At 70.3% G+C, this 14374-nt stretch carries 15 protein-coding genes; 8 read left to right on the top strand and 7 right to left on the bottom strand.

What is annotated here, in order from left to right:
- Nucleotides 1-5: 5 nt before the first annotated feature.
- From ACWDZ7_RS21295 to ACWDZ7_RS21285, 3 genes are all read left to right on the top strand, one after another.
- Nucleotides 6-1211, top strand: coding sequence for a cystathionine gamma-lyase (locus ACWDZ7_RS21295; protein WP_451798875.1), 1206 nt, complete (start codon nucleotides 6-8; stop codon nucleotides 1209-1211).
- A gap of 250 nt (nucleotides 1212-1461) precedes the next feature.
- Entirely contained in the window at nucleotides 1462-2367 is a 906-nt protein-coding gene (locus ACWDZ7_RS21290; RefSeq protein ID WP_451798874.1) for a LysR family transcriptional regulator, read from the top strand.
- 59 nt (nucleotides 2368-2426) lie between these two features.
- Entirely contained in the window at nucleotides 2427-2909 is a 483-nt protein-coding gene (locus tag ACWDZ7_RS21285; protein ID WP_451798873.1) for an NUDIX domain-containing protein, read from the top strand.
- 34 nt (nucleotides 2910-2943) lie between these two features.
- Here the strand turns inward: ACWDZ7_RS21285 and ACWDZ7_RS21280 are convergent, their stop codons facing one another.
- Both ACWDZ7_RS21280 and ACWDZ7_RS21275 read right to left on the bottom strand, forming a co-directional pair.
- The gene (locus ACWDZ7_RS21280; protein ID WP_451798872.1) at nucleotides 2944-4668 is read right to left on the bottom strand and encodes a globin domain-containing protein; all 1725 of its coding nucleotides are present in this window, start codon (nucleotides 4666-4668) and stop codon (nucleotides 2944-2946) included.
- A gap of 386 nt (nucleotides 4669-5054) precedes the next feature.
- A complete protein-coding gene (locus tag ACWDZ7_RS21275; RefSeq protein WP_451798870.1) occupies nucleotides 5055-5687 on the bottom strand; it encodes an HAD family hydrolase in 633 nt (210 codons plus the stop codon).
- 76 nt (nucleotides 5688-5763) lie between these two features.
- On the opposite strand from ACWDZ7_RS21275, the gene ACWDZ7_RS21270 reads away from it, so the two are divergent.
- Together ACWDZ7_RS21270 and ACWDZ7_RS21265 are read left to right on the top strand one after the other, a co-directional pair.
- Complete coding sequence (locus ACWDZ7_RS21270; RefSeq protein ID WP_451798869.1) at nucleotides 5764-6315, top strand: DUF2269 family protein; 552 nt, start codon at nucleotides 5764-5766, stop codon at nucleotides 6313-6315.
- A 5-nt stretch (nucleotides 6316-6320) separates the two neighbouring features.
- The gene (locus ACWDZ7_RS21265) at nucleotides 6321-7190 is read left to right on the top strand and encodes a GNAT family N-acetyltransferase (RefSeq protein ID WP_451798867.1); all 870 of its coding nucleotides are present in this window, start codon (nucleotides 6321-6323) and stop codon (nucleotides 7188-7190) included.
- A gap of 23 nt (nucleotides 7191-7213) precedes the next feature.
- Here the strand turns inward: ACWDZ7_RS21265 and ACWDZ7_RS21260 are convergent, their stop codons facing one another.
- Both ACWDZ7_RS21260 and ACWDZ7_RS21255 read right to left on the bottom strand, forming a co-directional pair.
- Nucleotides 7214-7645 (bottom strand): GlcG/HbpS family heme-binding protein, encoded by a 432-nt coding sequence (locus ACWDZ7_RS21260; protein WP_451798865.1) that lies wholly within the window; start codon nucleotides 7643-7645, stop codon nucleotides 7214-7216.
- A gap of 53 nt (nucleotides 7646-7698) precedes the next feature.
- Nucleotides 7699-8913, bottom strand: coding sequence for an MFS transporter (locus ACWDZ7_RS21255; RefSeq protein ID WP_451798863.1), 1215 nt, complete (start codon nucleotides 8911-8913; stop codon nucleotides 7699-7701).
- Between the two features lie 141 nt (nucleotides 8914-9054).
- On the opposite strand from ACWDZ7_RS21255, the gene ACWDZ7_RS21250 reads away from it, so the two are divergent.
- A complete protein-coding gene (locus ACWDZ7_RS21250) occupies nucleotides 9055-9513 on the top strand; it encodes a MarR family winged helix-turn-helix transcriptional regulator (protein WP_451798861.1) in 459 nt (152 codons plus the stop codon).
- A gap of 77 nt (nucleotides 9514-9590) precedes the next feature.
- Nucleotides 9591-10043 carry an N-acetyltransferase family protein gene (locus tag ACWDZ7_RS21245; protein WP_451798860.1) on the top strand — a complete coding sequence of 151 codons (453 nt, stop codon included), beginning with the start codon at nucleotides 9591-9593 and terminating at the stop codon, nucleotides 10041-10043.
- An 81-nt stretch (nucleotides 10044-10124) separates the two neighbouring features.
- On the opposite strand, the gene ACWDZ7_RS21240 is transcribed toward ACWDZ7_RS21245, so the two are convergent.
- Nucleotides 10125-11510, bottom strand: a complete 1386-nt coding sequence (locus tag ACWDZ7_RS21240; protein ID WP_451798858.1) for a serine hydrolase domain-containing protein — start codon at nucleotides 11508-11510, stop codon at nucleotides 10125-10127.
- Nucleotides 11511-11562: 52 nt separating this feature from the next.
- Nucleotides 11563-12066 (bottom strand): MerR family transcriptional regulator, encoded by a 504-nt coding sequence (locus ACWDZ7_RS21235; RefSeq protein ID WP_451798857.1) that lies wholly within the window; start codon nucleotides 12064-12066, stop codon nucleotides 11563-11565.
- Nucleotides 12067-12148: 82 nt separating this feature from the next.
- Here ACWDZ7_RS21235 and ACWDZ7_RS21230 point away from each other — a divergent pair, with 82 nt between their 5' ends.
- Nucleotides 12149-13102: an SDR family NAD(P)-dependent oxidoreductase gene (locus ACWDZ7_RS21230; protein WP_451798855.1), complete on the top strand. Its 954-nt coding sequence runs from the start codon at nucleotides 12149-12151 to the stop codon at nucleotides 13100-13102.
- Nucleotides 13103-13201: 99 nt separating this feature from the next.
- Here the strand turns inward: ACWDZ7_RS21230 and ACWDZ7_RS21225 are convergent, their stop codons facing one another.
- Nucleotides 13202-14356 carry a N(5)-(carboxyethyl)ornithine synthase gene (locus tag ACWDZ7_RS21225; protein ID WP_451798854.1) on the bottom strand — a complete coding sequence of 385 codons (1155 nt, stop codon included), beginning with the start codon at nucleotides 14354-14356 and terminating at the stop codon, nucleotides 13202-13204.
- Between the last annotated feature and the right edge of the window lie 18 nt (nucleotides 14357-14374).

Raw genomic sequence — 14374 nt, 5'->3', positions numbered from 1 at the left:
GCGGCATGACGGACTCCGCAGCCATAGGCGGCGACAGGGAAAGGGAAGACAGGATCGGCGGCCCGACGGGCCGGACTGACTCCGCGGGGATCGGCGACGGCACACGGGCCGTGCGGGCCGGGCTGCCCGAGCCGGTGAAGCACGAACCCACCCTTCCCGGTCCGGTCTTCGCCGCGCACTTCCACCTCCCCGGCGACCCCACGGGCGGCTACGCCTACGCCCGGGACGAGAATCCGACCTGGACCCACCTGGAGCGCGCCATCGGCGAGCTGGAGGCGCCGGGTGCCGGTGAGGACGTCGAGACGCTCGTCTTCGCCTCCGGCATGGCCGCGATCTCGGCGGTGCTCTTCTCACAGCTGCGCGCCGGGGACGCGGTGGTCCTGCCGGATGACGGCTATCAGGCGCTGCCCCTGGTCCGCGAGCAGCTCAGGGCGTACGGCATCGAGGTGCGCACCGCCCCGACCGGCGGCGACGCCCAGCTCGACGTCCTGGACGGCGCCAAGCTGCTGTGGATCGAGACGCCGTCCAACCCCGGTCTCGACGTGTGCGACGTGCGTCGCCTCGCCGATGCGGCACGCGCGCGTGGCGCCCTGGTAGCGGTCGACAACACCTTGGCCACGCCGCTCGGCCAGCGCCCCCTTGAGCTGGGCGCCGATTTCGCGGTGGCCAGCGGCACCAAGATGCTCACCGGCCATGGCGACATCCTCCTGGGGTACGTCGCCTGCCGCGACGCCGGGCTGACCGCGTCCGTGCGGCGCTGGCGCAAGATCGTCGGTGCTGTCCCGGGACCGATGGAGGCCTGGCTCGCGCACCGCTCGCTCGCCACGCTCCAGCTGCGTGCCGACCGGCAGAACGCGAACGCCCTGGCCCTCGCCGAGGCCCTGCGCGACCGTCCCGAGGTGGCGGGGCTGCGCTACCCCGGGCTGCCCGACGACCCCTCGTACAAGATCGCCTCGCGGCAGATGCGGCGCTTCGGGTGCGTGGTCTCCTTCACGCTGCCCACCCGCGCGCGTGCCGAGCGTTTCCTGGAGGAACTGCACCTCGTCGACGACGCGACGAGCTTCGGCGGTGTGCGGTCCACGGCCGAGCGGCGTCGGCGCTGGGGCGGCGACGATGTCCCGGAGGGCTTCATCCGCTTCTCCGCGGGCGCCGAGGACCCCGATGACCTGGTGGCGGACGTGCTCCGCGCGCTGGACGAATCAGCCGGGTGAACGCTGCCGACAGTCTCGGCCGTCGCTCCGACGACACCGCCCGTAGCCCGGAACGGCACCCTGGCTACGCACAACGAACGGTCCGAGCCTCCCCCCTCGTGGCTCGGACCGTTCCGGTCCCACGCGCGCAGAACCGCGCCGACAAGGCTAGTTGACTGTGCGTCAGTGTCCAATCACAGTAGCGACAGAGACCTATCGACATATTTATAGTTGGGCGCGCCCTGAGATCACGAAGGGGAGGGACGTCGTCATGGACCTGGCCCTGTTGCGCACCTTCGTGACGGTGCACCGGGCCGGCTCCTTCACCCGTGCCGCGGCGCTGCTCGGCCTCTCACAGCCCGCCGTCACGTCCCAGATCCGCACCCTGGAGCGGCAGCTCGGCCGTCCTCTCTTCCTGCGCCAGGCCCGTGGTGTGACCCCCACGACCACCGGCGACGAACTCGCCCACAAGGCCGCCCCACATTTGGACGCCCTCGTGGAGATAGCCGAGACCGGGCTCGACGAGGACTCGCCGGTGCGCACCCTCCACCTCGCGGGACCCCCGGAGTTCACCGCGGAACGCGCCTTGCCCGCGCTCACCGCCCTGACCGGCCGGGACGGCCACAGCTACGCCCTGCGCACCTCGTTCGGGACCGCCGAGGAAGTTCTGGAAGGGCTCGCGGCCGGGCACCACGACCTGGCCATCACCACGGCCCGGCCGCGCGGCGCGCTGCTCACCGCCACACCGCTCTGCGACGAGGAGCACGTCCTGGTCGTGGGGGAGCGCTGGGCAGCCCGTACCGGTAACGACAGGCCGCGCCGCAGGGGAGCGTTACCGCTGGAGCACCTGCCGGTGGTCGAGGTGCACGAGACGCTGCCGTTTGTCTCCCGCTACTGGGCCGCCGTCTTCGACGCCCGGCCCGCCGCCTCCGGTGCCGTCATCGTGCCGGACCTGCGCGCGGTCCTCGCCTGCGTGGCCTCGGGCGCCGGCCTGGCCGTGCTGCCTCGCTATCTGTGCGCCGACGCGTTGAAGTGCGGCGACATCGTGGCCCTCCTGGAGCCCGCGGTGCCCCCTCTGCGCACGTACTTCTTGGTAGTGCGCACCGGCACGCTCGCCATGCCCCACATCGCGCGGGCGCACGAACGGCTACTGCGGGCCTCGGTCGACTGGGCTTGATGGCCGTCCCCACCGGTCCGCGATGTTTCACGTGGAACAGTCCGGGCCACATTCCCCCCATGACCGTCCGACCCGTGGTCAAGCGCACCGCACGCGCCGTCCTGCTGGACGGAGACGACCTGATCCTGATCAAGCGGACCAAGCCCGGCGTCGATCCGTACTGGATCACCCCCGGCGGCGGCGTGGAACCGGAGGACGCCACTGTCATCGACGCGCTCCACCGCGAGGTGCACGAGGAACTCGGCGCCAAAATCGTCGATGTGGTGCCCTGCTTCGTCGACACCGTGGAGCACGTCGGCGAGGACGGCGGCGCGACCGGAGTGAAGGTGCAGCACTTCTTCGTCTGCCGCCTGGAGTCCATGGACGCCGGTCTGCGGCACGGGCCCGAGGTCGAGGAGCCGTGCGGCGAGTACGAGATCGTGCACGTGCCCTTCACCCGGGTCGGCATCGCCTCGGTCCATCTCGTACCGCTGTCGCTGCGGCACTATCTGGACGGCAACATCGAGGGCGTCCGCGCGATGCACGCGCCCGACCTGGGCTAGCCGTCCCTGGGTCTGCCGCTCCGCCCCGGGTCAGTCAATCCCTCGCCGCCGCCACCAGTTCCTCGACGGAGTCATGGCGGATCCGGCCCTCCGGGATGCCGACGTCCCGCAGGGCGTCCCGGCCGCTGCGGATCATGCCGGGCGGCCCCGAGAGATAGGCGTCGTACTCGTTCCAGGGGCCGTACTCGCGCACGGCGTCCGGCAGTTGGGCCTGCTGGTCCACGATCGGGCGGACGGCGAGCCACGGGTGGGTCTGCTGCAGTCGCAGCATGGTGTCGATGTCGTACAGGTCGTGATCGGTGCGGGCGCCGTAGAACACCTCGACCGGGCGCCGCCTGCCGTGCTCGGCGACGTCCTCGACCAGGGCCTTGATGGGAGCGATGCCCGTGCCGCCGCCCAGGCACAGAAGGCCGCTGTCGGTGGTGTGGTCGACGGTCATCGAACCCGTGGGCGGGCCGAGCCGCAGCACGTCGCCGGGGCGGGCGTGGTGCACCAGGGCGTTGGAGACCCAGCCGGCCGGGACGGCCTTGACGTGGAAGGAGAGCAGCCCGTCGGATCGGGGCGCCGACGCGAAGGAGTAATGCCGCCAGATCCGCGGCCACCAAGGGGTCTCCAGGCTGGTGTACTGCCCGGCGAGGAAGGGGTAGGGCTGGTCCGGCCTGACCGTGACGACGGCTATGTCCGGGGTCCTGAGGTCATGCGAGACGACCTCCGCGAACCACCAGGCCGGGGCGCGCGCTTCGTCTTCCGCGGCCGCGTCGATCATGATCTGGGAGATCGCCGTGTACGTACGGACCCAGGCGGCCTCTGTCTCCTCGTCCCAGATCGCGCTCGCGTAGCGGCTCAGCGAGCCGATCAGGCACTCGCCGACGGCCGGGTAGTGCTCGGGCCGAGTGCCGTACTTGCGGTGCCCGCGGCCGAGGTTCTTCAGATACGAGACGAGCACGTCGGTGTGGTCGATGTGCTCGGCCGCCGTCAGCAGCGCCTTGAGGAGACGGTCGCGCTGGGTGTCCATCGCTGCGGGGAACAGGGCGCGCAGGTCGGGGTGGCGGGTGAAGAGCAGCGCGTAGAAGTACGAGGTGACCTTGTCGGCGATGGGGCCGATTTCGGCCATCGTGCGCTGCACGAGGGCGGCGTCGGGGGACGCCGGTTTGGACGGCTTCGTCAGTTCCGACGACTGGGCGAGAGCTGCGGCCTCCGGCTCGGCCGCTTCCGGACGCCGCGGCCCGGCGTCAGTGGACGGGTCCGGCTTCTGCGCGGAGGGAGCGGATGCATCTGGCTTCTGCGCGGAGGGAGCGGGCGGATCCAGCTTGCGCTCGGACGGAGCCGGTGGGTCCAGCTCCTGCGCGGACGGAGCCGGTGAATCCAGCTTCCGCTCGGACGGCGCTCGTGGGTCCAGCTTCCGCTCGGACGGAGCGGACGCAACCGGATTCTGCTCGGACGGAGCGGACTGACCCCGCCTCCGCTCAAAGGGGGAGGTGCCGAGGCTCCGGTCCGTGCCAATGGCCTCGGCGGTCACGACGGCACCGGCGGCCGGTATTCGCCCGTCAACCGGCTCGGCGGTGGGCGCGGCGCCTTCACGCCCACCCAGGGGACGTATGGAAGCCGGCCGACGCCCCTCGGCGGCGTCCGGCCCATCGGTGCCGGACTGCTGCGGCTGTCCGTCCTCCGCCCTCTTCGGCGGCCTGCGCGGGGTGAACCAGCCACCCCCGTCGCCGGAGGGCCCGTCGTCCGCCGACGTGGTGGTCGGAGCGTCCATGCTGTGCCTCGCCTCGAACATCTCTCGGTCGGTTATGCACTTCCTGCCGGAAGCCGCCTGCCTTCCCCGCTCTGCCTCGATGGCCGATCCAGCCACATTGAACCCGGCCACCCGGACCCTACGGACAAGTAGGCGGCAAATGTGACATTGGCCGCAGTCATCTCACCGCAGCCTCCCATTCACCGCCGCCGTGTCGGCCGCATAACGAGAAGTACCGGCTCTGGATCTCTCTGCACCGTTAGGCTTCGTTGACCTGCGCGTGCGCCCCCGAGGTGCGAAGAAGCGCACCCGGCACGAACCGGAGTCGACCATACCGGCAGCCGCCCGACATACAAGTGCCTTCCCTTCCGCGGTAATTCAACGCGTGCGCCTTCCCATTGCCTCGATCAGCGGACGTGCCGCACCAATTCGTACGCCTTACGCAGGTCCCGCCCGACATAGGAGTGGGTGGCCAGGCTCACCAGCCGTGGATCCGCATTGACCGCGACGGAAACCGGCACGGCACCGAACAGCTCCAGGTCGGAGAGCGAGTCGCCGTACGCGACGCAATCGCTCCGAGTCACCCCGAACTCTTCACAGAGGCGGTTCGCGATCTCCACCTTGGCGGCCGCATTGAGAATGCCCGTCGGTTCAATGGGCTCGGTGAACGGCACAGCGGGGAAACGCGACCCGTACGCGGCGTGCGCGCCCCACCCGATGAGCCGCTCCACGAAGAAGGACGGCGAGAGCGACACCACCGCGCAGTAGTCGCCGCCCTCCCGGATCTCCGCCCAGGTGTCCTGGATGCCGGACAGCCAGGGCGCCCCCTCGAAGGCGGCCGTCACCTGTACCTCCGTGAGCTCCGCCCACAGGGCGTGCACGCGCACCGCGTACTGCGGTGAAGCGATGCGCCCGGCGACGAAGTCCCGCTCCAGCGCGGCGATCTCCGCGTCCAGGCCGAGCTGCCGCGATATCTCCACGGGCGCCGCCGTGCCGTGCAGCAGCGTCCCGTCCAGGTCGAAGAGGTGGAGGCGTGCCATGTACGCCGAGGCTAGTACCCGCGGTTACTCCCGCTGTAAGACGCCCCGGCCCGTCCCGGTTGGCACCGTGTTTCACGTGAAACTTAGCCGCCCCGTTCGTCGGGCCACCCTGGTCGTCCACGTCATCGGCGCAGCCTGCTGGCTCGGGCTCACGCTCGGGCTGGTGGCTCTCGCCCTCACCGCGATCACGACGGGATCCACCGCCGCCGTGGAGGCCGCCGTCCGCTCGATGAAGGTCTTCGCGGACTGGCTGGTGCTCCCCCTCGCGCTGCTCACCCTGCTGAGCGGTCTCCTGCTGTCCCTGGGCACGCAGTGGGGGCTCGCCAAGCACCGCTGGGTCTATACGAAGTTCTGGCTGACCCTGGCCACCACCACCGCGTCGGCCTTCGCACTGCGTCCCGGTGTCGACGACTCGGTCGCCACGGTGGCCGCCGGCGGTCCCATCACCGACGCGTCCGGCTTGATCGCCGGCCCTCTTGTCTCGCTCAGCGCCTACCTGTTCATGACGGTCCTGTCGGTGCTCAAACCCTGGGGGCTAACCCGCCGTGGCCAGAGGCAACGTGGCGAAAAGGAACGTGCTTCTGCCCACAAACGGGTGGACGCCGAGGACGTACGTCGGACAGCCTGACCCGAGTGTCGACACCTTCCCTCTCCGCACTGCCCATCCGCCGACTCACCCCGCGCGATCTGACGTCCTGCGCCGATCTGTCCGAGGACCGGGGCTGGCCTCGTGAAGAACACAAGTGGGGCCTCCTGCTGTCGGCCGGAACGGGCTACGGCATCGATGCCCCCGACGGCAACGGCCTCATCGGCGCCTACGTAGTGACCCGGTACGGCCCGCAGGAGCGCCCCGACCTCGCTGCGATCGGCATGGTCCTGGTCGCCGAGCGATATGCCCGCCAGGGCATCGGCCGCCGCCTGATGCAGTACGCCGTCGAGGAGGCGGCCACCGTCCCGCTGACCCTCCACGCGACGCCGAACGGCCGCCCCCTCTACGAACAGCTCGGCTTCAAGACGATCGGCCGCGCCGAAATGCTCTGCGGACACTTCAGCCTTTCGGGTCCGCTCCCCGACATCGCCACGCGCCCGGCCACCGCGGAGGATCTGACCTCCATCGTCCGGCTCGACACCGAGGTCTTCGGCCACGACCGGACCCATGTGATCGCCCGGCTCCCCGCCTTCACCGACCAGCTCCGGGTCGCGGAGGCCGACGGCGAGATCGTCGGATACGCGGGTGCCTGGCCGAATATGGAGACGCACGTCATCGGCCCGCTCATCGCCCCCGACACGGACACCGCGAAGGCGCTCATCGCCTCGCTCAGCGCTCACACCGACCGCCCGCTGCGCACCGACATCGACGTACGGCACGAAGAGCTCCTGGCGTGGCTGAAGGACAGCGGCCTGGAACCCATCGCCTTCAACGCGGTGATGGCCTACGGCACGCCGGAGCTGCCCGGCGACTGGACCCGCCGCTTCGCACCGCTGACGGTGGCGGCCGGCTGAGACTCGGTCGCGAGATACCTGGATTACGCGAGGGCCTCCACGGCCGCCGACGCGAAGCCATGGTCCTGCTCGGGCGCACCGCCGCCGACGCCGATCGCGCCGATGAGACGGCCGTCGCGGTGGACCGGCACCCCGCCCGCGATGAAGAGCAGCGGCCGGTCGAGGGCGGTGGGCAGGGTGTGGAAGAGACCGCCGGGCTGGACCGCGTCGACCAGGTCGGCGGTCGGGGCGTTCAACTGAAGGGCGGTGTACGCCTTGCGGGTGCTGGTCTCGCCGGAGATCAGCACGGCCCGGTCGTCGCGCCGGAAGGCGAGGAGGTGGCCGCCCGCGTCGAGGACGGTGACGCTGACCGTGACATCGGCCGCGTCGGCGGCGCGGCGGGCCGCGGTGACGAGCGCTTCGGCGTCCTCGATGGTCAGCGGCGCGACGGCGGCGGGGGTGGTGATGGTGCTCATGAGGGGCTATCTCCTTGCGGGGCGTGCCGGGGTGTGGCGTGTGTGGGGGCAGGTCAGTGGTGAGCGGGCGTGGCGCGCTCGGCGGGGGCCTTGCCGGTCACGACGAGGCTCGGAGCCGCCTTGGCGGAGCGGCGCTCCAACCCGGCCGAGACGACGGCCAGGACGAGGGCGGATCCGGCGAGGGCGGCGCCCACCCAGTTGGGGGCGGTGTAGCCGAGGCCCGCGGCGATGACGATGCCGCCGAGCCAGGCCGCGAGGGCGTTGCCGAGGTTGAAGGCGCCGATGTTGACGGCCGAGGCGAGGGTGGGAGCGCCTGAGGCCTGGTCGAGTACGCGCTTCTGCAGCGGCGGCACGGTCGCGAATCCGAGAGCGCCGATCAGTGTGATGGTCACGGCCGCCGCGATCTTGTTGTGCGCGGTGAGCGTGAAGAGGGCGAGCACGACGGCCAGGGCGCCCAGCGAGATGTAGAGCAGCGGCATCAGCGCGCGGTCGGCGAACTTTCCGCCGATCAGGTTGCCGGCGACCATGCCGAGGCCGAAGAGGACGAGCAGCCAGGTCACGGAGGAGTCCCCGTAGCCGGCGACGTCCGTCATCATCGGCGCCAGGTAGGTGACGGCGGCGAAGACCCCGCCGAAGCCGAGGACGGTCATCGCCATGGCCAGCAGTACCTGTACGTTGCGGAAGGCGGCCAGTTCATGGCGGAGCCGCACGCCTTCGGGCTTCGGCAGGTCCGGAACGAGCTTGGCGATGCCCGCGAGACCGATGACGCCGAGCGCCGCGACGAGCGCGAAGGTCATCCGCCAGCCGAGCGTCTGCCCGACGAAGGTGCCGAGCGGCACGCCGACCACGTTGGCCACGGTCAGGCCCGTGAACATCATGGCGATCGCGCCGGCCTTCTTCTCAGGGGCGACCAGTTCGGCCGCGACGACCGAGCCGATGCCGAAGAAGGCGCCGTGGGCGAGGGAGGCGACGACACGGCCCGCCAGCATCACGCCGAAGACGGGGGCGACCGCGGAGATCAGATTGCCGACGATGAACAGGCCCATCAGCAGCATCAGCATCCGCTTGCGCGAGATCTTGGTGCCGAGGACGGTCATCAGCGGGGCTCCGAGGACGACGCCGAGGGCGTAGCCGGTCACGAGGAAGCCGGCCGTGGGGATGGAGACGCCGAAGTCGCCCGCGACCTCGGGGAGCAGCCCCATGATCACAAACTCGGTGGTTCCGATTCCAAAGGCCCCGATCGCGAGGGCCAGTAGCGCGAGAGGCATGGATCTACCTTCCAGACGATTGCAGATGCACTTAACGTGCGTCCACAATAATTGCAGACGCTGGTTAATTGCAAGCGCTGGCTATTGCATACGTGGACTACCCTGAGTCGTAGCCACTCCGGAACGGAGGAAGTAGGAGCCATGACAGCTACGGACCCCGCACTCACCGCCCTCGCCCAGGGTTGGTGCGCGCTCTCCCTGCTCCACGGGCAGATCGAGACCCACATCGAGCGCGCCCTCCAGGCCAAGCACGGGTTGAGCGTCCGCGAGTACTCTCTGCTCGACGTCCTCAGCCGCCAGCACGACGGCGAGGGCGGCCATCTGCAGATGAAGCAGGTCGCGGATGCCGTGGTCCTGAGCCAGAGCGCCACCACGCGCCTGGTCACCCGCCTGGAGGACCGCGGGCTGCTCTCCCGCTACCTGTGCCCCACCGACCGCCGCGGCATCTACACGGACGTGAGCGAGGCCGGTACCGCGCTCCTCGACGAGGCACGCCCCACCAATGACACGGCCCTGCGCGAGGCCCTCGACGAGGCCGCGCGGAATCCGCAGCTCGCCCCGCTGGTCAAGGCCGTCGAGACGCTCGGCGTGCCCGCCTAGGGAGTGCCGGGCTCCGTCGGCGGGGAAAGCGCGACGAGCGCTCCCTTTCGCAGTGTCGGCCCGCATAGGCTGCGGCCATGGGAGATCTTGAGATACGTCCGGCCGTCGCCGACGATCTGCCCGCCATCGTGGGCATGCTCGCCGACGACCCGCTGGGCGCCGCCCGTGAGTCGCCGGACGACCTCACCCCGTACGTCAGCGCCTTCCAGCGCCTGGCCGACGACCCGAACCAGCACCTGGTCGTCGCCGTGCGCCAGGGGCGCGTGGTCGGCACACTCCAGCTCACGATCGTGCCGGGGCTCTCCCGGAAGGGCTCCACGCGGTCGATCATCGAGGGCGTACGGGTGCACACCGATGAGCGTGGCAGTGGACTCGGCACGCGGTTCATCGAGTGGGCCGTCCAGGAATCCCGCCGCCACGGCTGCCAGTTGGTGCAGTTGACCTCCGACGCCACGCGCACCGACGCCCACCGCTTCTACGAGCGACTCGGATTCACGGCGTCGCATGTGGGGTTCAAGCTCCAGCTCTGAAGGCTTTCGAGCAAGGGGCGAGGGAGGGCGTGTTTCACGTGAAACATGCCCTCGCTGCCGTCCCTGATCACCGCCCGCTCATCACAGCCCCTGGAAGCCGCGCCACCCCTGCGGGTCCACGCCACCGGGAACCGGCGCTCCCCCGTCGTACGGCATACGCGTGAAGACGAACGACCCCAGGTCGAGATGGCTCACCGAGCCGTCCGCCCGCCGTACCGGCCGCAGCAGCTCCCCCGCGTAGTAGCCGTCGTGCCCCGTCCATGTGCCGTCGCCGTTGGGCCGGAACCGCGCCTGGCGGCCCGCGCCGGACAGCGGGCCGAGCTCGACCCCGCCGCCGGCCATCAGCCGGAGCGCGAGCACCTGGGTGCCCCAGTACCAAGGGCCGGCCAACTCCAAGACCGAATCGTCGACTTCGGGGAGGGGCCGCCACGGCTCAGGGATGCGCGGCTCGGCCTCAGCGACGATCTTCACCAGGTCGGCGGCCAGCGTCGCCACCAACGGCCCCGAAGTGCAGTTGGCGAGCGCGACGGCGGCCACTCCCTCCCGCTCACTCACCCACAGACCGGCCAGGAAGCCCGGGAGCGATCCCGTGTGCCCCGCCAGGCCGATCCCCTCCCACCGCAGCAGATCCAAACCAAGGCCGTACGCCCTGTCCCAGCTCTCCGCCTGCGAAGGAGCCGAGGGGGTCCGCATCTCCCGTACGGACTCCGCACCGAGGACCCGCTCGTCGCCCTTGGCGAGGAAGCAGGCAAAGCGCGCCAGGTCCGCCGTCGTGGACCACAGCTGGCCCGCCGGAGCCATCAGCCCCAAATCCTCGACGGCCTCCGGCATCATCACGTCCGCCCAGGGGTGCACGGCCCACCCGCCCGCGTGCGGGGCCTCGGGCTGCGCACTCGTACGGCTGAGCCCCAGCGGCTCCAGCACCTCGGCGCGCAGCACGTCCTCCCACGGGGCGCCCCGCAACTCCTCCACCAGCGAGCCGAGCAACGTATAACCGGGGTTGGAGTAGTGGAAACGACGGCCGACGGGATGCCTGAAGGGCTGCTCGCCGAGGACATCGGTGAGCTCCGGGCGCGCCGAACCAGGGGTACGCTCCCACCACTCACCCGGCGTCTCGGCCGCCAAGCCGCCGGTGTGCGCGAGAAGCTCCACGACCGTGGCCTCTCCCGCGCCGGTTCCCGGCAGATGCTTCTCCAGCGGGTCCCCCAGGTCCAGCAGACCCTCGTCCCGCAACCGCATCACCAGGACAGCGGTGAAGGTCTTGGTGATCGAGCCGATGCGGTACTGGACGTTCTCGTCCGGCGCGTGCCCGTCCACCATGCTGCGGCCGCCGCTCCACACCAACTCACCGTCCCGGGCCACCGAGGCCACCAGCGACGGAGCCCGGCCCTCCGCCTGAGCGGTGGCGATGCGGTGCAGCAGGGCTCGGCGGGTGGCGGGGAGCAGTTCTTCGTGGGGTGTCGTCATGGAACCAGTTCACCTGGGGGGAGCGCGCGCGTCGAGCGAATTCGTACGTCCGTCAGCGCGTTGGCCCCGGCGCCCAGAGCCCGGCCGCCGTCCCGTCGCGCAGGTGCTGCTCGTAGGTGACGACCTTGCCGTGAATGACCTCGAGGCAGGCGTCCAGGTCATCGATCTTCGCGCGTACGTCACGCTCGTGCTCCTGGAGCAGCGCGAGGCGGTCCCGCTCGTTGCCGGGGCCTGAGCGTATGAGCGCGGCGAACTTCTTGATCGTGGCGATCGGCATGCCCGAGTTCCGCAGGCGCCCGCAGAGCAGGAGCCAGTCCACGTCCGCCTGCTCGTAGACCCGTCGACCGCCACTGGAACGCGGGATCTCACGCAGGAAGAGCCCCTCACGCTCGAAGAACCGCAGCGCGTGCACGCTCAGACCGGTCGCTTCGGCGACCTTCCCGATGGAGAGCCCACCAACACTCGGGACGGGCCAGCCGTCCTCGTCCCCACCAAGCACACGGCCCACACCCATGCCCCTGCCGGGCAAGCCACCCTGGTACGCATCCTCACTCATGGCACGACCGTACTGACGCATCGAACCGGCAGGCATCTCCGTACTTGATCTAGCCCGCACTCCAGGTTCTAGCGTCGCCCGCATGATCACGGAACAGCAGAGACTCGGCACCCCGTTCGGCGCCCACAGCACCGCCGACGACGTACTCGCGGGCCTCGATCTTTCGGGCACCACCGCTCTGGTCACCGGCGGCTACTCCGGCCTAGGTCTGGCAGCCACCCGCGCTCTCGTCCGCGCCGGTGCCCACGTCGTCGTCCCCGCCCGCCGCCCCGATACCGCCGAGGACGCCCTGCGCGGCGTCCCCCGAACGGAGGTGCACGCCCTCGACCTGGCCGACCTGGACAGCGTCCGCGTCTTCTCGGAACGCTTCCTGGAGACCGGCCGCACCCTCGGCATCCTCATCAACGGCGCGGGTGTCATGGCCTGCCCGGAGACCCGCGTCGGCCCCGCCTGGGAGGCGCACTTCGCCATCAACCACCTCGGCCACTTCGCGCTCGTCCACCGCCTGCGCCCGGCCTTCGATCCCGCCGGCACCCGCGTGGTGGCCGTCGCCTCCTCCGGGCACTTCCTGTCCGGCATCCGCTGGGACGACGTCCACTTCCGCACCGGCTACGACCGGTGGCTGGCCTACGCCCAGTCCAAGACCGCCAACGCTCTCTTCGCCCTCCACCTCGACCGCCTGGGCGCGGACCGCGGCCTGCACGCCTTCGCCGTACACCCCGGCAGCATTCTCACGCCCCTGCAACGTCACATCCCCCGCGAGGAGTGGTTCACCCAGGGCTGGGTGACCCGGGACGGCACACCGGCCACCGGCTTCAAGACGCCGGAACAAGGCGCGGCGACAGCCATCTGGGCGGCGACCTCGCCCCTGCTGGACGGACACGGGGGCGCGTACTGCCAGGACTGCGACATCGCCGAACCGGCCGCCACCGACGACATGCTCGTCGGCGGCGTGAAGCCCTGGGCGAGGGACCCGGACGCGGCGTCCAGGCTCTGGGATCTCTCCTGCGAACTCACCGCGCTCAGCGCGCTGTGAGCGAAGTCCGGTCGGCCCGAGCCACGGCTGAGGGAAGGCTGGAGCGTCTGGGCGACGACGTACCCGGCCGGGGTACGCCGTCGACCAGGCGGTTTCGGCTCAGAGCACCGCGTGCGGGTACTTTTCGGCGCGGTGCTGGAAAGCCAGGACCGCGGGATTCTGGACGGTGCCGCCGCGGATCTCGATCGCTCGGCTGATCGTGCGGTCACCGTCCCAGCCGGTCGGCCCTTCGAGGACCGACCTCAGGAACGGGATCAGCGCTTCGCTGTTCTCCCAGGTGGCCGCGTCCCACAGGTAGGAGGGGCTGTGGTCCACGGCGTAGTAGTGGACGTGGTCGCCGACGGTGAACATCGGCTCGTTGAAGGTGGTGGGCCGAGCCCAGGCGAAGCCCATGCCCTCGTCACAGGAGACGTCGATGACCAGAGTGCCGGGCGCGAGCTTCGGCAGGTCCTCCTCTATCAGGAACATCAGCGGCGCCGCGGTGTCCTGGAGCACGCAGTTGACGATGATGTCGTGCCCGGCGAGGAACTCGGCCAGCGGCTCCGGTCCGTCCTCGGTGAGCGCCATGCTGCGGCGCGGGTCGAGGGTGTCGTCGGCCACATCGTGGTCGAATTGCACGATCCGTGCCGAGTGGATCGGTGAGCTGACGGCGGTGGTACCGCGGGCGGTCAGCACGTCCACGTCGTGCACGCCCAGCGCGCTGAGCGCGGTTACCGCGCCGCGTGCGGTGGCGCCGAAGCCCATCACCACCGCACGCCGCCGCCGCCCGTAGTCACCGGTCGTCCCGGTCAGCTGCATGGCATGCAGCACCGACGAGTAGCCGGCCAGCTCGTTGTTCTTGTGGAAAACGTGCAGGCTGAATCCGCCCTCCCGGGTCCAGTGGTTCATCGCCTCGAAGGCGATCACCGTGAGCCTGCGGTCGATGGCGGCCTGCGTGACCTTCTCGTCCTGTACGCAGTGCGGCCACCCCCACAGCACCTGTCCGTCCCGCAGCTCCGCCACGTCCTCGTGCAACGGTTTGGCCAGCAGGATGACGTCACACTCGGCGATCAGCTCCTCGCGTGAGCGGAAACCGGCGACCCACGGTGCAAGCTGACGGTCCGGGACACCGAAGTGCTCTCCGTAACCGGTCTGCAGATAGATGCTGGGCTGAAGGTCGGCGTCGACGCGTTCGAAGTGCGCTGGGTGGATCGGCAGACGGTGCTCGTTCTCTTTGCGGGTCTGCGACATGATTCCGAGCTTGAGCTGCTGCAAAGTACCCCTTTGATTACC

Source organism: Streptomyces sp. NPDC003032, from assembly GCF_053591415.1.
The sequence above is the reverse complement of the archived record's forward strand: the minus strand, read 5'-3'. Positions and strand labels throughout refer to the sequence as shown.

Bases quoted from the DNA above. Each gene is read 5' to 3' on its own strand.
- ACWDZ7_RS21285 (WP_451798873.1), top strand. From the start codon at position 2,427: ATGACCGTCCGACCCGTGGTCAAGCGCACCGCACGCGCCGTCCTGCTG.
- ACWDZ7_RS21250 (WP_451798861.1), top strand. From the start codon at position 9,055: ATGACAGCTACGGACCCCGCACTCACCGCCCTCGCCCAGGGTTGGTGC.
- ACWDZ7_RS21230 (WP_451798855.1), top strand. From the start codon at position 12,149: ATGATCACGGAACAGCAGAGACTCGGCACCCCGTTCGGCGCCCACAGC.
- ACWDZ7_RS21275 (WP_451798870.1), bottom strand. From the start codon at position 5,687: ATGGCACGCCTCCACCTCTTCGACCTGGACGGGACGCTGCTGCACGGC.
- ACWDZ7_RS21240 (WP_451798858.1), bottom strand. From the start codon at position 11,510: ATGACGACACCCCACGAAGAACTGCTCCCCGCCACCCGCCGAGCCCTG.
- ACWDZ7_RS21295 (WP_451798875.1), top strand. From the start codon at position 6: ATGACGGACTCCGCAGCCATAGGCGGCGACAGGGAAAGGGAAGACAGG.
- ACWDZ7_RS21245 (WP_451798860.1), top strand. From the start codon at position 9,591: ATGGGAGATCTTGAGATACGTCCGGCCGTCGCCGACGATCTGCCCGCC.
- ACWDZ7_RS21290 (WP_451798874.1), top strand. From the start codon at position 1,462: ATGGACCTGGCCCTGTTGCGCACCTTCGTGACGGTGCACCGGGCCGGC.
- ACWDZ7_RS21280 (WP_451798872.1), bottom strand. From the start codon at position 4,668: ATGGACGCTCCGACCACCACGTCGGCGGACGACGGGCCCTCCGGCGAC.
- ACWDZ7_RS21235 (WP_451798857.1), bottom strand. From the start codon at position 12,066: ATGAGTGAGGATGCGTACCAGGGTGGCTTGCCCGGCAGGGGCATGGGT.
- ACWDZ7_RS21260 (WP_451798865.1), bottom strand. From the start codon at position 7,645: ATGAGCACCATCACCACCCCCGCCGCCGTCGCGCCGCTGACCATCGAG.
- ACWDZ7_RS21255 (WP_451798863.1), bottom strand. From the start codon at position 8,913: ATGCCTCTCGCGCTACTGGCCCTCGCGATCGGGGCCTTTGGAATCGGA.